At 72.6% G+C, this 20,371-nt stretch carries 26 protein-coding genes; 13 read left to right on the forward strand and 13 right to left on the reverse strand.

Annotation, left to right across the window (positions count from 1 at the left end):
* From KME80_RS02980 to KME80_RS02990, 3 genes are all read left to right on the forward strand, one after another.
* Nucleotides 1-536 (forward strand): sensor histidine kinase (locus KME80_RS02980; RefSeq protein WP_246643885.1); only part of this gene is annotated, 536 nt, incomplete at its 5' end.
* A gap of 10 nt (nt 537-546) precedes the next feature.
* Complete coding sequence (locus tag KME80_RS02985) at nt 547-783, forward strand: AbrB/MazE/SpoVT family DNA-binding domain-containing protein (protein ID WP_231619066.1); 237 nt, start codon at nt 547-549, stop codon at nt 781-783.
* Nucleotides 780-1,784, forward strand: coding sequence for an alpha/beta hydrolase (locus KME80_RS02990; RefSeq protein ID WP_219499994.1), 1,005 nt, complete (start codon nt 780-782; stop codon nt 1,782-1,784). Before KME80_RS02985 ends, KME80_RS02990 begins: the two co-directional genes overlap by 4 nt.
* Here the strand turns inward: KME80_RS02990 and KME80_RS02995 are convergent.
* Nucleotides 1,781-2,143 carry a peptidase inhibitor family I36 protein gene (locus KME80_RS02995; RefSeq protein ID WP_219499995.1) on the reverse strand — a complete coding sequence of 121 codons (363 nt, stop codon included), beginning with the start codon at nt 2,141-2,143 and terminating at the stop codon, nt 1,781-1,783. The genes KME80_RS02990 and KME80_RS02995 overlap by 4 nt on opposite strands.
* 72 nt (nt 2,144-2,215) lie before the next feature.
* Nucleotides 2,216-3,286, reverse strand: coding sequence for a hypothetical protein (locus KME80_RS03000; protein WP_219499997.1), 1,071 nt, complete (start codon nt 3,284-3,286; stop codon nt 2,216-2,218).
* An 82-nt stretch (nt 3,287-3,368) separates the two neighbouring features.
* On the opposite strand from KME80_RS03000, the gene KME80_RS03005 reads away from it, so the two are divergent.
* A complete protein-coding gene (locus tag KME80_RS03005) occupies nt 3,369-4,283 on the forward strand; it encodes an SDR family oxidoreductase (protein ID WP_219499999.1) in 915 nt (304 codons plus the stop codon).
* Here KME80_RS03005 and KME80_RS03010 read toward each other — a convergent pair.
* Nucleotides 4,274-5,683, reverse strand: coding sequence for an MFS transporter (locus KME80_RS03010; protein WP_219500001.1), 1,410 nt, complete (start codon nt 5,681-5,683; stop codon nt 4,274-4,276). The genes KME80_RS03005 and KME80_RS03010 overlap by 10 nt on opposite strands.
* A gap of 75 nt (nt 5,684-5,758) precedes the next feature.
* Between KME80_RS03010 and KME80_RS03015 the strand changes: the two genes are divergently transcribed.
* Nucleotides 5,759-6,406, forward strand: coding sequence for a TetR/AcrR family transcriptional regulator (locus KME80_RS03015; RefSeq protein WP_219500003.1), 648 nt, complete (start codon nt 5,759-5,761; stop codon nt 6,404-6,406).
* Nucleotides 6,407-6,421: 15 nt separating this feature from the next.
* On the opposite strand, the gene KME80_RS03020 is transcribed toward KME80_RS03015, so the two are convergent.
* The 4 genes from KME80_RS03020 to KME80_RS03035 all read right to left on the reverse strand — a co-directional run bounded on the left by KME80_RS03020 (nt 6,422) and on the right by KME80_RS03035 (nt 8,961).
* A complete protein-coding gene (locus KME80_RS03020; protein WP_219500005.1) occupies nt 6,422-6,598 on the reverse strand; it encodes a hypothetical protein in 177 nt (58 codons plus the stop codon).
* Nucleotides 6,595-7,839 carry a hypothetical protein gene (locus KME80_RS03025; protein WP_219500006.1) on the reverse strand — a complete coding sequence of 415 codons (1,245 nt, stop codon included), beginning with the start codon at nt 7,837-7,839 and terminating at the stop codon, nt 6,595-6,597. Before KME80_RS03025 ends, KME80_RS03020 begins: the two co-directional genes overlap by 4 nt.
* A gap of 108 nt (nt 7,840-7,947) precedes the next feature.
* Entirely contained in the window at nt 7,948-8,274 is a 327-nt protein-coding gene (locus KME80_RS03030; protein WP_219500008.1) for a hypothetical protein, read from the reverse strand.
* Nucleotides 8,275-8,391: 117 nt separating this feature from the next.
* Nucleotides 8,392-8,961, reverse strand: a complete 570-nt coding sequence (locus KME80_RS03035) for a TetR/AcrR family transcriptional regulator (RefSeq protein WP_308125596.1) — start codon at nt 8,959-8,961, stop codon at nt 8,392-8,394.
* A gap of 67 nt (nt 8,962-9,028) precedes the next feature.
* Here KME80_RS03035 and KME80_RS03040 point away from each other — a divergent pair, with 67 nt between their 5' ends.
* Nucleotides 9,029-9,490, forward strand: coding sequence for a DoxX family protein (locus KME80_RS03040; RefSeq protein ID WP_246643887.1), 462 nt, complete (start codon nt 9,029-9,031; stop codon nt 9,488-9,490).
* 22 nt (nt 9,491-9,512) lie between these two features.
* On the forward strand, nt 9,513-10,409 hold the full coding sequence (locus tag KME80_RS03045; RefSeq protein ID WP_219500010.1) for a VOC family protein: 897 nt from the start codon (nt 9,513-9,515) through the stop codon (nt 10,407-10,409).
* Between the two features lie 58 nt (nt 10,410-10,467).
* Here the strand turns inward: KME80_RS03045 and KME80_RS03050 are convergent, their stop codons facing one another.
* Nucleotides 10,468-11,520: a methyltransferase domain-containing protein gene (locus KME80_RS03050; protein ID WP_219500012.1), complete on the reverse strand. Its 1,053-nt coding sequence runs from the start codon at nt 11,518-11,520 to the stop codon at nt 10,468-10,470.
* A gap of 77 nt (nt 11,521-11,597) precedes the next feature.
* Nucleotides 11,598-12,830, reverse strand: a complete 1,233-nt coding sequence (locus KME80_RS03055) for an MFS transporter (protein WP_308125597.1) — start codon at nt 12,828-12,830, stop codon at nt 11,598-11,600.
* 91 nt (nt 12,831-12,921) lie between these two features.
* Between KME80_RS03055 and KME80_RS03060 the strand changes: the two genes are divergently transcribed.
* The gene (locus tag KME80_RS03060; RefSeq protein WP_219500014.1) at nt 12,922-13,518 is read left to right on the forward strand and encodes a helix-turn-helix domain-containing protein; all 597 of its coding nucleotides are present in this window, start codon (nt 12,922-12,924) and stop codon (nt 13,516-13,518) included.
* Here the strand turns inward: KME80_RS03060 and KME80_RS03065 are convergent.
* From KME80_RS03065 to KME80_RS03080, 4 genes are read right to left on the reverse strand one after another with little or no spacing between them, the layout of a single operon-like run.
* Complete coding sequence (locus tag KME80_RS03065; RefSeq protein WP_219500016.1) at nt 13,510-14,373, reverse strand: aminoglycoside phosphotransferase family protein; 864 nt, start codon at nt 14,371-14,373, stop codon at nt 13,510-13,512. The two genes, KME80_RS03060 and KME80_RS03065, sit on opposite strands and share 9 nt — an antisense overlap.
* Nucleotides 14,374-14,409: 36 nt before the next feature.
* Nucleotides 14,410-14,925 carry a VOC family protein gene (locus KME80_RS03070; protein WP_219500018.1) on the reverse strand — a complete coding sequence of 172 codons (516 nt, stop codon included), beginning with the start codon at nt 14,923-14,925 and terminating at the stop codon, nt 14,410-14,412.
* A 26-nt stretch (nt 14,926-14,951) separates the two neighbouring features.
* Nucleotides 14,952-15,908 (reverse strand): helix-turn-helix transcriptional regulator, encoded by a 957-nt coding sequence (locus KME80_RS03075; RefSeq protein ID WP_219500020.1) that lies wholly within the window; start codon nt 15,906-15,908, stop codon nt 14,952-14,954.
* 22 nt (nt 15,909-15,930) lie between these two features.
* Nucleotides 15,931-16,824 carry an MBL fold metallo-hydrolase gene (locus KME80_RS03080; RefSeq protein ID WP_219500022.1) on the reverse strand — a complete coding sequence of 298 codons (894 nt, stop codon included), beginning with the start codon at nt 16,822-16,824 and terminating at the stop codon, nt 15,931-15,933.
* Between the two features lie 83 nt (nt 16,825-16,907).
* Between KME80_RS03080 and KME80_RS03085 the strand changes: the two genes are divergently transcribed.
* From KME80_RS03085 to KME80_RS03105, 5 genes are all read left to right on the forward strand, one after another.
* Nucleotides 16,908-17,783: a LysR family transcriptional regulator gene (locus KME80_RS03085; protein WP_219500024.1), complete on the forward strand. Its 876-nt coding sequence runs from the start codon at nt 16,908-16,910 to the stop codon at nt 17,781-17,783.
* Nucleotides 17,784-17,813: 30 nt separating this feature from the next.
* Complete coding sequence (locus KME80_RS03090; protein ID WP_219500025.1) at nt 17,814-18,413, forward strand: dihydrofolate reductase family protein; 600 nt, start codon at nt 17,814-17,816, stop codon at nt 18,411-18,413.
* A gap of 82 nt (nt 18,414-18,495) precedes the next feature.
* On the forward strand, nt 18,496-19,209 hold the full coding sequence (locus KME80_RS03095; RefSeq protein ID WP_219500027.1) for an ABC transporter ATP-binding protein: 714 nt from the start codon (nt 18,496-18,498) through the stop codon (nt 19,207-19,209).
* Nucleotides 19,206-19,949 carry an ABC transporter permease gene (locus KME80_RS03100; RefSeq protein WP_219500029.1) on the forward strand — a complete coding sequence of 248 codons (744 nt, stop codon included), beginning with the start codon at nt 19,206-19,208 and terminating at the stop codon, nt 19,947-19,949. Before KME80_RS03095 ends, KME80_RS03100 begins: the two co-directional genes overlap by 4 nt.
* Nucleotides 19,950-19,982: 33 nt before the next feature.
* Nucleotides 19,983-20,345 (forward strand): hypothetical protein, encoded by a 363-nt coding sequence (locus KME80_RS03105; protein ID WP_219500031.1) that lies wholly within the window; start codon nt 19,983-19,985, stop codon nt 20,343-20,345.
* Nucleotides 20,346-20,371: the final 26 nt, after the last annotated feature.

The raw sequence follows: 20,371 nt of genomic DNA on the forward strand, positions 1-20,371 counted from the left end.
ACTCGCCCGATTCCGCCGACGCCCTTCTGCAGGATCTGCGTACCGGCATGGACGCGGTGGCCGGTGACGTCCGCGAGCTGGTGCACGGGCTGCGCCCGCCCGCGCTCGACGATCTGGGCCTGGCCCGCGCGCTGCGTGAGCTGGCGGGGCCGCAGGTGCCGGTGCGGGTCGAGGGGGCGCTGTCGGATCTGCCGGCGGCCGTCGAGGTGGCCGTCTACCGGATCGTCCAGGAGGCGCTGACCAACATCCGTCGGCACGCCGAGGCCGAGACCGTCACCGTCACGCTGCGCCGGGAACGGTGCGTGCTGCGGGTGACCGTCACCGACGACGGGCGTGGCCTGCCCGAGTCCCACCGGCCCGGCGTCGGGCTCTCCTCGATGCGGGAGCGGGCGGCGGAACTGGGCGGCATCTGCGTCATCACCGGCGAACCGGGCCGGGGGACGCGGGTGGAGGTGATGCTGCCCCTGCCGACGGTGGCCTCGGCGGGGGTGCCGGCCGGGGCGGCGGTGCGTGCAGAAAGTAGGAAAAGTAGGTAAAGTCATACCCATGACCGGAAAAATGATCGAAGGGCCGGACGGCCGGTACATCGTGGGCACCGTGAAGATCAGCGAGAAGGGTCAGATCGTCATCCCCAAGGACGCCCGTGACCTGCTCGGCATCGAGCCCGGCGACACGCTGCTCGTCCTCGTCGACCCCAAGCAGGGCATCGCGCTCGTCGACAACGAGAGGTTCCGGCAGTTCGCCACCGGAGTCCTCGCCGCGCAGAGCGAGCCGGAGCAGTGACCCCACCGGTGAACCCCTACCACGGCCTGCGCGAGCCGCTGCCCGCCGCGCTGTCCGGCTTCCGCCAGGAGTCCGCCGAGCTCGACGGCGTGCTGATCAACTACGTCCGCGGCCCCGAGTCGGGTGTCCCGCTCCTGCTGATCCCCGGCCAGATGAGCCTGTGGAGCAGCTACCGCAGCGTCATGCCCGAGCTCGCCCGCCGCTTCACCGTCTACGCCGTCGACGTCCGGGGCCACGGAGCCTCCTCGTGGACCCCGGGCCACTACTCGTGGGACTCCGCCGGCGGTGACCTGGCGCGATTCCTGCGCGACGTCATCGGCAGGCCCGCGATCGTCAGCGGCAACTCCTCAGGCGGCGTCCTCGCCCTGTGGTGCGCCGCCAACGTCCCCGACCTGGTCGCCGCCACCGTCCTGGAGGACCCGCCGATCTTCTCGGTCGAGATGCCGCGCTTCCGCGACCGCGACCGCTGGGTCTACGCCAGCCTCGTCCACACCGCCGAGGTCGCCGAGAACGGCCGCCCGGCCGACATCTTCCGCCAGGACATCCCGATCGCCGAGGACAAGAGCATCCGGATGCCCGACCGGTTCGTCGACCTCCTCGACCGCCTGGTCACCCGGCACGCCCGCCGTCACCCCGGCCGCCCCGCGAGCCTCGGCGTCCGCTGGCTGCCGCGCTCCCTGGACGAGACGATCCGGGCGGTCTCGATGTTCGACCCCGACTTCGCCAGGGCGTTCGTCGACGGCCGCTTCTACGGCGACTTCTCCCACGAGGCCGCCCTCCGGGCGGTGAGCGGCCCCGTCCTCCTCATGCACGCCAACTGGAACCGCTTCGTCAAGCACGGCCTCGTCGGCGCGATGGACGACGACGACGCCCGCCGTGTCCGCGACCTCGCCCCCCAGACCGTCTACCGCCGCATCGACGCCAGGCACGTCATCCACGACGACAAACCCCGCGCCTTCCTCACGGCCCTGACGGACTTCGCCTCACACGCGCGGGTCTAGCACTCCCCGCGCCACGTCACCTTGGTCACCGTACGGATCGAGGCCGGCGGCGCCGAGATGTTCCCCTTGCCGTCCGGGTCACCGAAGTGCACGCACCGCGTCCCGACGAACGCGACCGTGAGGTTGACGTGGTCGTAGCCCTCCTGCGCGTAGGCGTTGTTGAAGTAGGACCGGGCGGAGACGCTGCCGCTCCAGTTCTGGTTCGTCTTGTACGACATGCCCTCGCTCTGGTTGTAGCCGTAGTAGAAGCAGATGTAGCCCTTCGGGCAGCTCTCGGCGGCCTGCCCCCCCGACGGCACCACCGCCAGCCCCCCGAACGCGACGGCGGCGGCCAGTGCGGTGAAGACTCGATTACGCATGTGTCACCCTTCTCGGTAAGAACCCCGTGAGGTGATCTTCACGCGCCCCGCTTCCCCTGTGAACCTGTGTCCTTACAGGGGGATCACCCTGGGCAGGATCGGGGCGTCGAACCAGGTGGGCTTGTGCTTGCGCAGCAGGGCTTCGCCGTCGCGCTGCCAGGAGAAGCCGGGCTTGTTCAGCAGCTTGCGGAAGACCTGGTCGGCCTTGGCCGGGTCCGGGGCGGCCAGGCGGCGCAGGATGCCGGGGCCGGTGTCGGCGCCGCGCAGGTAGCCGCTGATCACGTCGCGGTACGGGCGGCGGACCAGGAGCGACGGGTCGGCGAACGCCGCCTGGGCGAGGTCGAAGCCCGGGAAGAAGCTGAGCCCCTCCTCCTCGTCGAAGACGACAGCGAGGCTGGGCACGCCGGACAGGCCGAGGTCGGGCAGCTCGGGCTCACGCCATGCGCCGGGCTCGCCGCCGTTGCGTTCGTGGTCGTGGCGATAGAAGGCCAGGATCGTCTCCTGGACCGCGTCGCCGGCGACGATCACCAGGTCGCTGCCGTACAGGTCGATGAAGGAGGCGCGCTGCCGCGCCTGGAGGGCGCGGGCCTGGGCGAGTTTGTCCGGGTTGCGGAAGACCATGCGGGGGTTCTGCAGCTGGAGGGTGCGCACGCCGGCGAGGACGGCGGCGACGTCGTCGGCGGAGTAGGCCGTCGCGGCGCCGCTGATCATCCAGTCGTCGCCGACGGGCACGAGGCCGCCGACCATGACGACGCCGGGCGTGAGCTGTTCGACGCCCTCGGCGCCCATGTTGGACCTGATCCGGTAGGTCAGCTCGTCGACGTGGTTGACGGCGATGACGCCGTCGTCGCCGTACGGCTCCTTGATCTCGAACACGCCCTGGACGTAGTCGGCCCACGACAGCAGCAGCGCCCGGTCCGCGCCGGTGAAGCGCTCGGCGAACGAGCCGAGGACGGTCTGGCCGCCTTCGAGGCGTTCGGTGAGGACGAAGGCGTCGAGAGCGGTCGAGAAGACCATCTCGTCACTGACCCCGTCGGGGAACGCGCGCTGGATCATGTTCCTGGTGGCCCGCTGGAACCTCGGCGACCTCGCGTACTCCGACAGCTCGCCCTTGAGCTCCCCGGCCCGCTGCATCAGATCCATGCGCCCAACCTAGCGCCGGGCCGTCGCCGAAGTCCGGGAAAAGATGACAGACGCTGTCGGGTATCGCGGTTACGTTCGGCTCATGCACAACACGTTGAAGGGCAAGGTCGCGCTGGTCGCCGGGGGGACGCGGGGCGCCGGTCGGGGCATCGCGACAGAACTCGGGGCGGCGGGGGCGACGGTGTACGTGACCGGCAGGACCACCGGCGAGAGCCGCTCGGAGTACGGCAGGCCGGAGACCATCGAGGAGACCGCCGCCCTGGTGACCGAGGCAGGCGGGGAGGGCATCCCCGTCCGGGTGGACCATCTCGAACGCGACGAGGTGCGCGCCCTCGTCGAGCGGATCGAACGCGAGCAGGGGCGGCTGGACATCCTGGTCAACGACATCTGGGGCGGCGAACTGCTGGCCGAATGGGACACGCCGCTGTGGGAGCACGACCTGGACAAGGGGCTGCGGCTGCTCCGCCTGGCCATCGACACGCACATCATCACCAGCCACTACGCGCTTCCGCTGCTGATCCGGCGGCCGGGCGGCCTCGTGGTCGAGATGACCGACGGGACGAAGGCGTACAACGACGACAACTACCGGGTGTCCTTCTTCTACGACCACGCCAAGAGCGCGGTGATCAGGCTCGGCTTCGCGCAGGCGCACGAGCTGCGGCAGCACGGCTGCGCGGCGGTGACGCTGACGCCGGGCTGGCTCAGGTCGGAGATGATGCTGGACCTGTTCGAGGTGACGGAGGACAACTGGCGCGACGCCACCGCCCGCGAACCGCACTTCGTGATCTCCGAGACGCCCCGCTACGTTGGCCGGGCCGTCGCCGCGCTGGCGACGGACCCGGACGTGATGCGCTGGAGCGGCCAATCGCTGTCCAGCGGGCAGCTCGCCCGCGAGTACGGGTTCACCGACGTGGACGGCTCCCAGCCGGACTGCTGGCGCTACCTCGTCGAGGTGCAGGACCCGGGCCGCCCCGCCGACGCCACCGGCTACCGCTGAGCGGGCAGGGTCAGGATCACCAGCACGAGCGCCAGGGCGGTGATGCCCAGGCCGACCGTGAAGGCGGCTCCCATGCCGTCGGCGACGGCGACGGCGCTCCCCGTGCTTCCGGCGCTTCCCGTGTTCCCGGCGACCGAGGCGTACACGCTGGACAGGATCGCGATGCCGAGTGACGCGCCGGTGAGCATCGCGGTCTGGAGCACCCCGGCGGCCGCGCCCGTGTCGGCGGGGGCGACGGTGGACATGATCGCCAGGTTGAACGGCACGACGACGAGCCCGAGCCCGGCCCCTACCAGCAGCAGGGGGCCGGCGATGCCGGGGACGTACCCGGTCGTCGCGGAGATCGGGACCAGCCAGGCGACGCCCGCTCCGATCAGGGCCACGCCGGTGATCGCGACGGCCCTGGCGGTGAGCCGGGTGATCACCCTGGGCGCGCTCTGCGCGGTCAGCAGCATGCCGAGCGCCATGGGCAGGAACGCCAGGCCCGCTTGCAGCGCGTTGTGGCCGAGGACTTCCTGAAGGAACTGCACGATGAGGAACTGCGTGCTCATCGTCACCATGGGGAGCAGCAGGAGCCCGGCGAAGGCGCCGGCGCGGGCGCGGTCGGCGAACAGCCGCAGCGGCAGGATCGGCTGCCGCGCCCGCGCCTCGACCCGGACGAAGGCGGCCAGCAGCCCGGCGCCGCACGCCAGCGCGACGAGCGCGGCGGCGTCCCGCCAGCCGTGCTCGGCGGCGCGGGCCAGCGCGAAGGCCACCGCGCCGAGCCCGGCGACCGAGGTCAGCGCCCCTGCCACGTCGAAGCGCCCGGGCCGGCGCGGCGCCTCGGCGAGGACGCGCGGCGCCAGCGCGATCACGACCAGCCCGATCGGCACGTTGACGAACAGCACCCAGCGCCAGGACAGCGCCGTGGTGATGATCCCGCCCAGGACCAGCCCGAGCGTCATGGCCGACGCGGTGACCGACGAGTAGACGCCGAGCGCCTTCGCCCGGCCCTCACCCTGGAAGTTCGTGGTCAGCAGCGCGAGCGTGCTCGGCGCGGCCAGCGCGGCGCCGAGTCCTTGCAGGGCGCGGGCGGCGACGAGCCATCCGGGAGCGGTCGCCAGCCCGCCGGCCAGGGAGGCGACGGTGAACACCGACATGCCCGCGAGGAACATCCGGCGGTGGCCGAGGATGTCGCCCGCACGGCCACCCAGCAGCAGCAGACCGGCGTAGACGAGCAGGAAGGCGTTGCTGACCCACGACAGCCCGGCCGGGGTGAACCCGAGCCCGCCCCGGATCTCGGGCAGCGCGACGTTGACGATCGTCGCGTCGAGCATCAGCACCAGTTCGCAGGACACGATGACGGCCAGCGTCACCGCGCCGGCGCTGCGGACGGCGGTTCTTTCGCGCAGGCGGGACACATTCACTCCTCAATAGGGAACCAGGTGGTTCACTATAGGCCGAGGGTAGGGTGGGATCGCAAGGAGGAGGTGCTGATGGCCACCACGGCCGAACGGTCCGCCCGGCCCGAGCCCGCGGAGCCTGCCGAGCCCGTCGAGCCGCTGGAGTCCCGCGAGCCGCCCGCGTCACGGCGGCGCGGCGAGGAGCTCCGGCGAGTGATCTTCGATGCGGTCATCGAGCAGCTCGGGACCGTCGGCTACGCCAAGCTGAGCACCAACCGGATCGCCGCGGCGGCGGGCACCGGCAAGGCGGCCCTCTACCGGCGCTGGCGCAACAAGGACGAGCTCATCCGCGACGCGCTGCGCGAGCTGATCCCCGGCCCGCCCGAGGTCACCCCGGCCACGCCGCTGCGCGACGGCCTGGTGATGCTGCTCTCCTACCTGAACCGGGTGCTGTACGACTCCAACGGCGCGGCCTTCCAGGCGGTCGCCGCCGCGGGCGTGGCGCAGACCACGCAGCTACGCGCCCTCTTCCGCGAATCGGCCACGGAGCCGTGCGAGAGGCGCATCGCCGAGCTGATCGGCATGCACGGCGGCGCCGCCCCGGGCCGCAACGAGACGGCGATCGCCACGGCGGGGCCCGCGATGATCTTCTACCACTGCCTCAGCGGTCAGCCCAGGAGCACCGACGAGCAGATCGAAGCGATCGTCGACGACCTGCTGCTGCCCCTCATCGGCGCCTGACGCCGCCGCCTCCGCTCAGTCGAAGTCGAAAATGGAGTGCTTGTCGTAGAAGTGGAGGATGTAGCGGCAGCGTATGCAGATCATCAGCGTCATCCGGTGGGAGGTCATCCCCCACCGGCTGTCGAGGCGGCCCTGCTCCTGCTGGAACTCGGTGCCCTGGCAGAGGGGACAGGCGAGCTGAGGTCTCGTCATGTCCGGTGAACGCGCGGCCTGGGCGCCCGGGTTCCGGGCCGCTTGGTGGCCCAGGCGATCCGCTCCTTGGCCGTCCCGCGCAACCCCGGCTTGGCCCGGCGCGCCACGTACTCCAGCTGGGCCAGCGCCGTGGCCGTGCCGATGTCGCCGAGCACGCCGGTGACGTCCTTGGAGATGTTCGCCGGGCCGTTCAGCGCCAGGCAGCCGAGCCGGCCGGTGACCTCGTCGTCGGCCAGCCAGATGAGCTGATCGACCACCCAGCGGTTGCCGGACGGCGCCCCGGCGGCCTCCCACGCCTCGTACACCGCCCAGCCGAACGCCGCCAGCGACGTGCGTTCGCACAGGTCGAGCACGTCCTGCAGGCCGGGATAGATCTCGGCCGGGGCGTTCCACTGGACGCCGGGCGACAGCGTGAGCGCGCCGACCAGGTTGCGCACCGCGTCGGCGGGCAGCGGCCGGCCGTCGCGCAGCCTGACCTCGGGCAGCGTGTCCACGTCGAGCCAGGAGAGGGCGCGCGGCCTGCTGGTCGGCGCGCCCCCGTCCAGGATCAGCGTGACAGCGTCCGCGACCTCGTCGCCGTAGGTCCTGGCGGCCGCCACCACGGCCGCCCTGCCGTGCCCGGAGACGATGTGGAACAGCGCCGCCCCCGCCTTGTCGCGTGCGGCCCGCCTGGTGCCGAGCGCGTCCGGCACCAGGTACGGCACCGCCGCCGTCCCGTGCCGGGCGAACCACTCCCGGGCATGGTGGCGCGTCGCCGCCCTGCCGAGCCAGGCGGCCATCAACCGGGCCACCTCGACGTCGCGGAACGGCATCAGCGCCCAGCCGGACCGGTGCGTCTTCGCGTTGGGGAACACCACGGGAAGGGCGTCGGCCTCGAACCGCACGGTGACGGTCCGCAGGATCGAGAAGTCGGACGAACGCCTGAGCTTCAGCTTCCAGCTCCCCAGCAGCGGCCGGACCAGCTCCTCCGGAGCCAGCTCGAACAGCGAGAACTGCGCCGATTCGCGGACGATCCGCCCGTTCACGAACTCCCGTACGACACCCTCCCACCCCTCCCGCTGGAGGACCTCCTTGAGCTCGGCCGTCAGATGGGAACGGCCGGGAAGTCCTTGCCTGAGCTCCTCGCGTTCCCCCGGTAACCAGTCGACCACCCGTCCCGCGGGAGGCAGCAGCCCCGGGATCACCGGGGGCTTCCGCTCCCACGGGGGAGTGACCAGAAGGGGAGGAAGCGCGTCGCGCATATGTCAGCCTTTCGAGCACAGGACTTCGGCGACGGCATTCCTACCGAAGCCCGGTATGTCGCGAGCATGTCGTCTCCGGGGCACGGCTCCACCGGTGGGGACGACCGCCTACAGAGGACAGGTGCCGCCGGCGTAGACACGAATACCGGAGATCTTGCGCGGCTGCGAGTAGGTTTCCGTCTCGCCCGGCTGCAGACAGCCGATGTTCACGCCCTCGGCGGGGACCAGACGCGCCGCGTACGGGCTGCTGTTACGCGCGGACGTGATCTCGCGCGCCAGCGGGATGTAGCCGGGCGACGGGGTGACGCAGACGGACTGGATGCCGGAGTAGAGGCAGATGGAACCGCTGGTGGCGGCGGCGGGTGCAGTCATCCCGATCGCGGCCAGGAGCGCGGCGGCGGCGATGCCCGCCGGCAGGTGTTTCCGTGCTCGCATTCTCGGACCCTCCTCATCGGATTCGTGGTCGTGAGAAACGATAGATCGGGCCGCTTTACTTTTGATTTCACCGCACTTTCGGCACCGGGTCGGCTCCCGCCCGCTGCCCGGAATTCTTCAGCGAAGGGCGCCGAAGACGAGCCGGATCATCGAACGGGCGAGCGCCTCCGGGTCGCCGCCGGAGCTCTCCGGCAGGGCGCCGCTCAGCCACAGACTTGCGAAGCCGTGGGCCAGCGACCAGGCGGCGATCGTGGTCATCCGGTCGTGCTCCGCGCCGGGTGACAGCGTCCGCGCGCTGTCGACGAGCACCCCGGCCGCCCGCTCCTGCGCGCTCCGCACGCCCGGGTCGTCGGCGCGGTAGAGCTCGGGCCGGAACATCACCTCGAAATAGGGTCGATGGTCAATGGCGAACCGGACATAGGCGACACCCACCTCCCATACGTCGGCCGCCGCCGCCTCCAGCGCGTCGGAGAACAGTGTGAAGCCCTCGACCGCCACGGCCGTCAGCAGCCCCTGCTTGTCGCCGAAGTGGTGGGCGGGGGCGGCGTGCGAGACGCCCGCGCGGCGTGCCAGCTCGCGCAGGCTCCACCCGGCCGGGCCGGACTCGCCGATGGCCTGGAGCGCGGCGTCGATGATGACGCGCCGCAGGTTGCCGTGGTGGTAGGACGGCTGGCTGATCTCCCTCACCTCCGCTGTGACGCTCTCACCCTATCTTGACGTTGACAAGATAGCGACCTGTCCTCCAATCTTGCCGATGACAAGATTGGAGGACGGGATGGTTCCGTTCATCGCCCTCACGGGCGGCTTCGTCGTCCTGCGACTGCTCGGCGTGGCCGGTGTCGACGCCCTGGACGCCTGGCAGCCCGCCCTGCGCGGCGCGCTCGCCCTGATGCTCGTCTTCACCGGGGTGCCGCACTTCCTGCCCTCGTGGCGGCGCGACTTCGCCGCGATGGTCCCGCCGGTGTTTCCGCGCCCCGCCCTGCTGGTCACCCTCACCGGCGTCCTGGAGCTGGCCGGCGCCGCCGGGCTCCTGATCCCGCGCCTGGCCCCCTACGCGGGCGCCTGCCTGGCCCTGCTCATGATCGCCATGTTCCCCGCCAACGTCTCGGCCGCCCGCCGCGGCCTCACCCTCGGCGGGAAGCCCGTCACGCCACTGCCCGCCCGTACGGCCCTGCAGGTGCTCTTCGTCGCCGCCGCCATCGCCTCGGCCGTGTGAGCCCGCACCGAAGGACATCGCCATGAACCATTGCGAAGCCCCCGACATCGACTACATCGACCACACCGTCCTCATCACCACCGACCTCCCCGCCGCCTCGGCCCGCTTCGGGGCGCTCGGCTTCACCCTCAGCCCCGCCTCGCCCCACCACCTGGCCGAACACCCCGGGGGCCCGCTGATGCCCACCTGCACCGCCAACCGGTGCGCCTACTTCGGCCGCTCGTTCATCGAACTGCTCGGCATCGTCGACCCTGCCGCCCCCGACCCGTGGGGCGTACACCACCTGCGGCGCACCTACCGCGGCCTCTTGATGACGCTCGGCTCCCGCGACATCCGCACCACCGCTGCCCGGCTCAACGCCGCCGGACTCGCCTCCACCGGCATCCGCGCCCTCGAACGCCAGGTCGACACCCCCGACGGCCCCCGCACCGTGCGCGCCGACAGTGTCCGCGTCGACCCCGCCCACACCCCCGGCGGCGCCCTCCAGGCAACCCAGCAGCTCACTCCCCAGCACGTCCACCAGTCCCGTTACCTCGACCATCCGAACGGCGCCGTGGGCCTGCACAGCGTGCTGCTCGTGGTGCCCGACGACGAGCTGGACGTGCACGAGGAACGCCACGCCCGCATCCTGGACACCGACGTATGGATCGACGGCACCCGGCGGGTGCTGCCCCTGCGGGAGGGGCGCGTCGAGATCATCCCGCACTCGTCCCTGGACGAGGTCCTCCCCGGGCACGTCCTGCCCGGCCTGCCCCTGCTGGCGGCCCACACCGTGGCCGTACGCGACCTGGGGCACGCCCGCAAGCTCGTCGAGGGCAACCAGATCGCCACCCGCGCCACGCCGGACGGCTTCTACGTCCCGGCCGACGACGCCTGCGGCGTCCCCCTCGCCTTCACCCAGGCCGGGACCACCGGCTGAGGCGCGGGGAAGGCGCCTGCCCGCCACCCGGTTCCGGTGGCGGGCGGGCGATCTCAGGTCACGCCGGGGACGAGGGGCCGATGACGCGGTCCGGGGTGTCGAGCCAGATCTGCTGCCCTTCGCCGGTGACCGTGACGCCGTAGCGGTCGCGGGCCGGCCGGCCCCATTCCACCCAGGTCAGGTACGCGTCGGTGACCTCGTCCCACAGCCGTCTAGTCCCATGGCTCGCCACGGCGAACCCGCGGCGGTCCTGTCGGTATCCGGTCGTCGCCCATGATCCGTCGCCGTCCCATACCCGTACCTCCATCGTGTCGTCACCTTCACTGGTCGTCGCGCTCACCACGCCGGGCACCAGGGCGGCTATGGCCACGTCGGCTCCGTAGTCGTCCCAGGCGACGTCGCGGGGGTCGATCGGCGTGGTGCGGTGTTCGGGGCGGTCGCCGAGGCGGTCGGGGACCGGGTGGCGCTGGGCGCGCATCAACATGTAGCCGGCCGATCCCACGAGCCGTCCGACCGCGCGGTCGCGGCCCACGGTGAGCCGCAGCAGGTGGCCGTACGCCCAGCCGGGTGACCACGGCGTCACGATGACGCCGCCGGGGCGGGTCTGCTCGACCCACGCCCACGGGACGCGCTGGACGCCGCAGGTCGCGTGCACGCGATCGTACGGAGCTCCGGCCGCGTGGCCGAGCGCGCCGTCGCCGACCACCAGGTGCGGGCTCCGGCCGCAGACGACGAGGTTCTTGGCGGCCTGGTCGGCGACCGCCGGGTCCACCTCCACGGTGGTGACATGGTCGTCCCCCAGCCGGGCCGACAGCAGGGCCGCCGTCCAGCCGGTGCCGACGTCCAGCACCCGCTGCCCGTCGTGGACGTACAGGTGGGCGAGCGAGGCGAACACGGCGCCTGGGGCCGAGAGCGACGACGTCCACGAGCCCTCGCCCGTCGCCGGGTCGCCCGCGCCGTCGTCGGCCTGGGTGATCAGGGAGGCGTCGGAGTAGACGCCCTCCCACCAGGCGTCGGGGTCGGTGTCGTACGCCTTCCGCCACTCGGGCGGCAGGTCACCGGCCGCCTCGAGCCGCTCGGCCAGGAGCCCACGGAGCCCGGCCTCGGTCATGTCGATCTCCCTCGCCTGGACGGACGCCCAGCGTGACCGTATGACTACCGCGGTGGTTGGGCAAGGCGTCCGTCAGGCTAGACATGCGTGGCCCTGCGGGAGGTTGTGCGGTCGAGGAGGATGAGCGGGATGAGGGCGGCGGCCAGGGCGGCGCCGATCCAGGGGACGGCGGTGAGGTCGGCGCCGGTGTTGAGTGCGGCGCCGGCGAGCACCGGGACGAGGCTGATGCCGAGCTGGAACGCGGACACCGTCGTCGCTCCGGCGAGCGTCGGCGCGGCCGAGGCGATGGCGAAGACGCGGGCGTAGATGGCCGGGTTCAGGACGAACCCGGCGATCCCGAGGAGCAGGACGAGGGGGACGACGGCGAGCGCGTACCGGGCGAGAAGGGCGAGCAGGACGGACACGACGAGGATCCCGATCGCCCCGGTCAGCAGCGCGTGGAAGGGGCGCCGGTCGGCGATCCTGCCGCCGGCGGACAGCCCGGCGAACGCGCCGATGCCGAACAGCGCGAGGACCGCGGGCACCCAGACGCCGGGCAGGCCGGTGACGCCGGTCAGCAGCGCCGCCAGGTAGTTGAACGAGATCATGTACGCGGCGGTGCTGAGGATGGTGGCGGCGAAGACCGTCCACAGCTGTGGGCGGCGCAGGGTGCGCAGCTCGCGGCGTACGCTCGGCTCCACGCCCGCGCTGGTGGCGGGCATCGCGACCAGGGCGGTGACCGCTCCGGCGACGGTCAGGGCGACGACGAGCCAGAAGCCGCCGCGCCAGCCCGCGAGGTGGCTGACCAGCGCGCCGGCCGGGCCGCCGGCGATCATCGCGAGGCTGAGCCCGCTGACGACGACGCCGGACGCGCGCGCGGTGCGGTCGGGCGTGACGAGGCCGACGGCGGTGACGGCGGCGACGGCCCAGTAGCCCGCGTAGGCGAGGCCGCTGGCGAAGCGGCTGGCCAGCAGCACCGGGTAGTCGTCGGTCACCAGCCCGATCGCCACCGAGGCGGCGAAGACGGCCTGGGTGGTCACCAGCGTGGTGCGTCGCGGCCAGCGCAGGCTCAGGATGGCGAAGGGCGGCCCGCCGACGACGACGCCGATGGCGAAGGCGGAGATCAGCGCGCCGGCGGCGGGCAGCGTGATGCGCAGGTCGTCGGCGACCGCGGGCAGCACCCCGGCCAGCAGGAACTCCGCGCTGCCCATCGCGAACAGGCTGAAGGCCAGCAGGTAGACGCCGAACGGCAGCCTTCCCCGCGGGGCCGGTGGGGGACCGTCGGCCTGCCGTGTGCTGTCGCCGCCCGGTTCCTCGGTTGTCTTGATCACGGTGATCACCTCCGCGCCGATGGTGCTGGGGACGCGGATCAGGCAGCAACTTACGTTGCCATTTCTGGGACGCGGGCGGTGGAATGGACTTATGGACGAGCAATCCCCGGACCGGCCGCCGATCGCCGCGACGCTGGCCGAGGTCGGCCCCCGGCTCCGGCGCATCCGCGAGCGGCGCGAGGTCAGCCTGTCGGCGCTGGCCGAGGCCACCGGCATCTCCAGGAGCACGCTGTCCAGGCTGGAGACGGGCCAGCGCCGCCCCAGCCTGGAGCTCCTGCTGCCGATCGCGCTGGCCCACCAGGTGCCGCTGGACGAGCTGGTCGGCGCGCCGGCGGTCGGCGACCCGCGCGTCCACGTCAGGCCGCGGGTGCACAACGGCCGTACGGTGATCCCGCTGACCACCCAGCCGGGGCCGCTGCAGGCGTGGAAGTCGATCATTCCGGCCGACCAGAACCGGCCCGAGCTGGTCACGCACGAGGGTTACGAGTGGCTGTACGTGCTGTCCGGGCGCATGCGGCTCGTCGTGGGCGACCGCGACCTGGTCATGAAGGCGGGGGAGGCGGCCGAGTTCGACACCCGGCTGCCGCACTGGTTCGGGCCCGCGGGGGAGTCGCCGGTGGAGGTGATCAACCTGTTCGGCCGCCAGGGGGAGCGCATGCACGTCCGCGCGAGGCCGCGTTCACGGTGAGGGGTCCAGGGCGGCGGTGATCTGGCGGGCGGTCTGCGCGGCGACGCGCGGGCTGGTGGCGGCGTACGCGGTGTAGGCGTTGAGGCCCGTCGCCAGCGCCCAGCCGCGCCCGCGCAGCCAGGTGGCGTCGTCCACGCCGAGCGCCGCGCGGAAGACGGCCCGGCTGCCGGGCGACATCAGCGTGAAGGCGATCATCAGGTCGCAGGCCGGATCGCCCACGGCGAGCCCGCCGAAGTCGATCACCGCGCTCAGCCGCCCGCCGTCGACCAGCAGGTTGCCGGTGTGGAAGTCGCCGTGCACCCACACCGGCGGACGGTCCCAGGCGGGCGCGGCCAGCGCCGCGTCCCACAGCGCGGTCATCGCGGCGGCGTCGAACACGCCGCCGGTCGCGGCGATCGCCGCCCGCGTGTCGCGGTCGCGGCCGGACAGCGGCTCGGTGCGCAGCCCGGCGCGCGGCGGCACGGGGGTGAGCCGTTGCAGCGCGGTCAGGAACGCCGCCAGCTCGACGGCGGCCTCGGCGGAGTCGCCCAGCGTCTCGACGGTCGCCACCTCGCCGGTCAGCCAGCGCGACACCGCCCACGGCCACGGGTAGCCGAAGGCGGGCTCGCCGACCGCGACCGGCGCCGGGACCGCGAGCGGCAGGTGCGGGGCCAGCCGGGGCAGCCACGCGGCCTCCTTCGCGGCCTGCCCGATGGCGCCGTCGTGGCGGGGCAGCCGTACGGACAGCTTCTCGCCCAGCCGGTAGATCACGTGGTCGGAGCCGGCCGGGTCGAGCAGCTCCAGCGGCAGCCCGGCCCACTGCGGGAACTGCGTGTCGACCAGGCGTCTGGCCAGCTTGTCGTCGATCAAGGGCACGTACGGCTCCTGCGGTCGGGACGGGTCCGGACCATCTCAGCCCGTACGCGGGCCCCTTGTCGACCGGATTTCGCCGCCGAAGAAGTCGGTCTCCGGGTTCTGCATGTACTCCATGGCCGCCGCGAACCCGGGGTCGCTCCAGCGGCGCTCCAGCTCCTCGGCCGTCACGTCCTCGATGCGGGTCTGGATCCACCACAGATTGCCGTACGGGTCGCGCACCCGGCCTACGAGGTCGCCGAAGGCCAGGTGGGTGACCTCGCTGACCACCACGCCGCCGGCCTTGAGCGCCTGCCGCAGCACGGCCCGCGCGTCCTCGACGTACAGGCGCAGGAACGCGGGCGTCGGCGGCCAGCCGGGGGGCGAGTCGAACAGCATCACGATCGCGTCGCCGATCCGCACCTCGGCGTGGCCGATGACGCCGCTGTCGTCGACGACGCGGCCCAGCTCCTCGGCGCCGAACGCCTCCGTCAGGTAGTCGATGAGGGCGGCGGTGTCGGGGGAGATGATCCACGGCGTCACCGTCGTGTAGCCCTCGGGCTTGAAGTTCGTCATGCCCTCGACCGTAGGAGCCGTATAGGTCAGTTTCTGTCCTGAGCGGCACGCAGGGTTCTGGCGGCCAGGGCGCGCAGGTGTTCGACCAGCTCGGGCGGCTCGTGCACGTCGAACTCGTAGCCGATCGCCAGCAGCCGGAACGCCAGCCAGTCCAGCGTGTCGCCGCGGCTGCGGATCAGGCAGCGGCGCTCGTCCAGGGGCTCCAGCTCGGTCGCGTCGCCGAGCCGCACCGCGACCTGCTCGATCGGCGCGTGCAGCGTGGCGACCGCCTGGTAGGTGGGCGCGAGCGCGTTCAGCCGGGAGGTGACGAAGTCGGCGGCGTCGTCGGCGGGGAGCTGCCGGGGCGTGGCGCGGGCGCCGGTCGGCCGGGGCTCCTCGACGCGGTCGACGCGGAACGTGCGCCAGTCGTCCCTGTCCAGGTCGTACGCCACCAGGTACCAGCGGCGGCCCACCGTGACCAGGCGGTGCGGCTCCACGTGACGCCTGCTCTCCCGCTCCGCCCGGTACAGGAAGCGCAGGCGCTCGCCGTGCGCGGCGGCCGTGGCGAGCACGGTCAGGAGCTCCGGGTCGATGCCCGGCCCGGAGAGCTGCGGCGCGGGCGCGGTGGCGGTGTTCAGCGCGCCGACGCGGTGGCGCAGCCGCGACGGCAGCACCTGTTGCAGCTTGGCCATGGCGCGGACCGACGCCTCGTCGATGCCGTCGACGGCGTGCCGGGTCACGGTGCGCAGGCCGACCGTGATGGCCACCGCCTCCTCGTCGTCGAGCAGCAGCGGCGGCATCGCGGTGCCCGCGACCAGGCGGTAACCGCCGTCGCCGCCCCGGGTGGCCTCGACGGGGTAGCCGAGCCCGCGCAGCCGTTCGATGTCGCGGCGAATGGTGCGCCCGCTGACCCCCAGACGTTCGGCCAGCTCGCTGCCGGGCCATTCGCGCGGGGACTGCAGCAGGGACAGGAGCTTCAGCAGTCGTGCGGAAGTGCCGGACATGCTCCCCAGGATGCCACCGGGGTCAGGCGGCGCACATGCAGACGACGCCCTTCTCGATCCACTCGCGGCCCTCCCAGTCCGGATGCCGTTCGATCATCAGGGCCGTGATCTCGGCGACCATCGTCTCCTCGCTCATCGCGGAGTCGCGGCGCGCCCAGGTCTCGTCGCGCAGCAGCCGCAGGTAGTCGCGCACGTCGGCCAGCAGCTCCGGCCCGCCGCAGTCGCCGTGACCGGGCACCACCACCCGCGGGCGCGTGGCGATCAGCCGTTCCATCACGCCGATCCAGCCGAGGCCGGACACGTCCGTGTCGTGCGGCGGGAACCACGGGAAGATCGCGAACTGCCCCGCCTCGACCAGGTCGCCGGTGAACATCACCCCGGCGTCCGGCACCGTCACCACCTGGTCGCCGCGGCTGTGCGCCCGCCCGGTGGCCTCCAGCCGCACCGTCCGCCCGCCCAGGTCGAGCTCGTACGAGCTGTCGTAGACCAGGTCGGGCACGGGCAGCTCGACGCCCTCCAGCTGCCGGGCCACCGGCTCGCCGAGCCCCCGGAACATCTCCAGGTAGCCCGCGCCCTTGGCGGCCAGGTCCTCAGCCTGGGCCCGATTGATCAGGTACGTGGCCTCGCCCGCGAACGTCTGGGCGCCGAAGGCGTGCTCGGGGTGGAAGTGGGTGCTGGTCAGGTAGAGCCTGCGGCCCCTGGCGTACTCGGCGGCGAAGCCCAGCACGGTCTCGGCGTTGCGCGGGCCCATTCCGGTCTCGATCACCAGCACGGAGTGCGTACCGCCGACGAGGCCGACGTTGGGCACGAGCTGGACGCGCCGGTCCGGGATCACCACCAGGTCGCGGGCGAGTTCCCGCACGTCGGTGAGCTGCACGACGGGTTCGGTCATGGGGCCGGTCATGGAGTCGGTCATGGGGTCCAGTGCAGCGCGCGGCGCGCGGCGGCGTCCAACACCGGTCGCGCAGCGCCGATACCGTCCGGGTATGGTCGCCGGTGATGGACCTGCGTTCGCTGCGCTACTTCGTGGCGGTGGCCGAAGAACGACACTTCGGGCGCGCCGCCGCGCGGCTGCACATGACCCAGCCGCCGCTGAGCCGGGCCGTCAAACGGCTGGAGGCCGATCTCGGCGCCGTCCTGCTGCACCGCACGCCCACCGGGGTCACGCTCACCGACGCCGGAGCCGTCCTGTACGACGAGGCGCGGGCGCTGCTGGAACAGGCCGAGCGGCTGCGCGCCAGGGTCTCCACCGCCACGCTCACCATCGGCACGCTGGCCGACAGCGTCGAACAGGCGGGCGACCGGCTCGTCGCCGGGTTCCGGGCGCGGCACCCGGCGGTCCGCATCCACATCCGCGAGGCCGACTTCACCGACCCGACCGCCGGGCTGCGGGCCGGGCTGGTCGACGTCGCGCTCACCCGGACCCCGTTCGACGAGGCCGGCATCGCGGTGCGCGTGCTCCGTACCGACCCCGTCGGGGTGGTCCTGCGCGCCGACGACCCGCTCGCCGGGCGCGACAGCCTGCGCCTGCGCGATCTCGACGGGCGGCGCTGGTTCCGGCTGCCCGAGGGGACCGACCCCGTGTGGCGCGCCTACTGGGTCCGCGGCGACGGCCCCGTGGTGCGCACCGCCCAGGAGTGCATGCAGGCCGTGCTGTGGAACGGCACGGTCGGGCTCACGCCGCTGGCCCACGAGCTGCCCGACGGGCTCACGTCCGTCCCGCTCACCGACCTGCCGCCCAGCCGTCTCGTCCTCGCCTGGCGGCGCGGCGACGCCAACCCGCTCGTCAGGTCCCTCGTCGCCTTGCCGGATTTTCTTCAGAAAAAAGCTCCCGGCCGTGTCAAGGACGCGCAAGCGGCTACGACCTCCTCATGAAAACGAGCCTCACGAGCTGAAGGAAAGACCATGAGCAAGGTGACCTGTGACCTGGCGATCTCCCTCGACGGCTACGCCGCCGGGCCGAACCAGACTCTGGAGAACCCGTTCGGCGACGGCGTCGGCGACAGCCTGCACGAGTGGATGTTCGCCGACCCCGAGGCCGAGGAGGTCAAGGCCATCACCACGGCCGGCGCGTACATCATGGGACGCAACATGTTCAGCCCCGGCCGCGGCGAGTGGGACCTCGACTGGAAGGGCTGGTGGGGCGACGAGCCGCCCTACCACGCGCCGGTCTTCGTCCTCACCCACCACGGGCGCGAGCCGCTGGAGATGCTCGGCGGCACCACCTTCCACTTCGTCACCGACGGCATCGAATCGGCCCTCGACCAGGCACGCAAGGTCGCGGGCGCGGCCGACGTCGCCATCGCGGGCGGCGCCCGCACGGTGAACCAGTATCTGGCCGCCGGGCTGATCGACGAGCTGCGGCTGCACATCGCGCCCGTGGTCATCGGGGCGGGGGAGCGGCTGTTCGACGGGGTGGGGCCGATGACGCTCGAACCCGTCAAGGTCTCCGGCAACAGCATGGTCACCCACGTGACCTACCAGCGACCTGGGTCTGCGGCCTGACATACCCAGGTCTACTTTCCGGTCGGCAGCGCTCGACCCGGGACTGATGAGGTACGCGCCCGAATTCGATGAACTTGGGCGCATGATCGAGCTCAGCAACCTCACCAAGGCCTACCGGGATGTGAAGGCGCTCGACGACGTGTCGTTCACCGTCGAGGCGGGCAGCGTGACCGGGTTCCTCGGGCCCAACGGCGCGGGCAAGTCGACCGCGCTGCGCATCCTGGCCGGTCTCGCGCGGCCCACCTCGGGCTCCGCCACCGTGCTCGGGCAGCCCTACGCCGCGCTGCCCAACCCGGCCGCCCAGGTCGGCATGCTGCTCGACGCCGGAGCCCAGCATCCTGGCCGCACCGGGCGGGAGGTGCTCACGCTCGGCGCGATGACGCTCGGGCTGCCCGGAAGGCGCGTCGAGGAGGTGCTCGACCTCGTCGGCCTGTCACGCAAGGAGAGCCGCCGCACCGTGGGCGGCTACTCCCTCGGCATGCGCCAGCGGCTCGGCATCGGCCACGCGCTGCTCGGCAGCCCCCGCGCGCTCATCCTCGACGAGCCCGCCAACGGCCTCGACCCGCAGGGCATCCAGTGGATGCGCGGGCTGCTGCGCGGCCTCGCCGACGCGGGCTGCGCCGTGCTGCTCAGCTCCCACCTGCTGCACGAGGTGGAGCAGGTCGCCGACGACCTCGTGCTGATCGGGCGGGGCCGCGTCCTCGCCCACGGCAGCCCCGCCCAGCTCAGCCAGGGCCGCACCCTCGAAGAGACCTTCCTCGACCTGACCTCCCACGCCGACCGGAGCCACGCATGACCGCCACCGCCGCGCCGATCCCGTTCCCCAGACTGCTGGCCGTCGAGACGCGCAAGCTCTTCGACACCCGCAGCGGCAAGGTCATGACCGCGATCCTGGCCGCCCTGACCGTCGCCGCCATCGCCGCCCGCGGCCTGGTCGCCGGTCCCGACTACCAGCTGCTCCTCGGCACCGCCGGGATCGGCTACGGCACGCTGCTGCCGGTGCTCGGCATCCTCACCGTCACCGGCGAGTGGAGCCACCGCACCGCGCTGACGACGTTCGCGCTCGAACCCCGGCGGTGGCGGGTGATGGCGGCCAAGTGCGTTCCGCCGCTGGTCACGGCCGTGGTCGCCGTCGCGTTCGCGATGCTGGTCGCGGTCCCGGTCACCGCCGTGATCGCCGGGGTCGAGGGCGTGGCGGCCTCCTGGGAGATCGACGTGGCCGCCCTGCTCGGCTGGACCGTCAGCTGCGTGCTCGGCGTCGCCATGGGGCTGGCGCTCGGGCTGCTGCTGCTCAACGCGCCCGCCGCGATCGTCATCACCCTGACCTCGACCCTCGTGTGGAGCACTGTCCGCCTGCTCGGCGACGTCGGCGCGACGCTCGCCGAATGGCTCGACCTCAACACCGCCGCCACGCCTCTCATGGACGGTGAGCTGACCGGTGGTGACGCCCTGCGGCTCGCCGTGGCGGCGACGTTCTGGATCGTGCTGCCGGGGGTGGCCGGGATGATCCGGGTGGCTCGCAAGGAAGTGACCTGACATGGGGTGGCTTGAGGTGGTTACGATCACCGGATGTCCAAGAAGGCGCCGATCTCCCGCCGGGTGCTGCGGGTGATCGCTGCGGGGGTCAGCGTGTGCGCCCTGGTCGCCGGGGCGCTGGCCGACTACGGCGAGCTGGCCGGGTTGCCGGTCGGCACGCCGTGGACCAAGCGCTACGCGTTCGGGCTGATGCCCATCGGTGACGCCTTCCTGGCGTGGTCGAAGACGGCCCTGCCGTGGGTGACGCCGCCGCCGTCCCCGCCGGAGGCGACCGTCTCGCCCTGGTGGCGGGCGCCGTTGCCGGCGCTGCTGCTGGCGATCGGGGCCGCCCCCTGGCTCCCGGCCGTGATCCGCCGCCGCCGGGCGGCACGGGCGGTGCGCGCAGTACGAGAGTGAGCCCGCCGGCGGGGGCTTCCGGAGCG

Origin of the sequence: Nonomuraea ceibae (assembly GCF_019396325.1) — a bacterium.
Lineage (GTDB): Bacteria > Actinomycetota > Actinomycetes > Streptosporangiales > Streptosporangiaceae > Nonomuraea > Nonomuraea ceibae.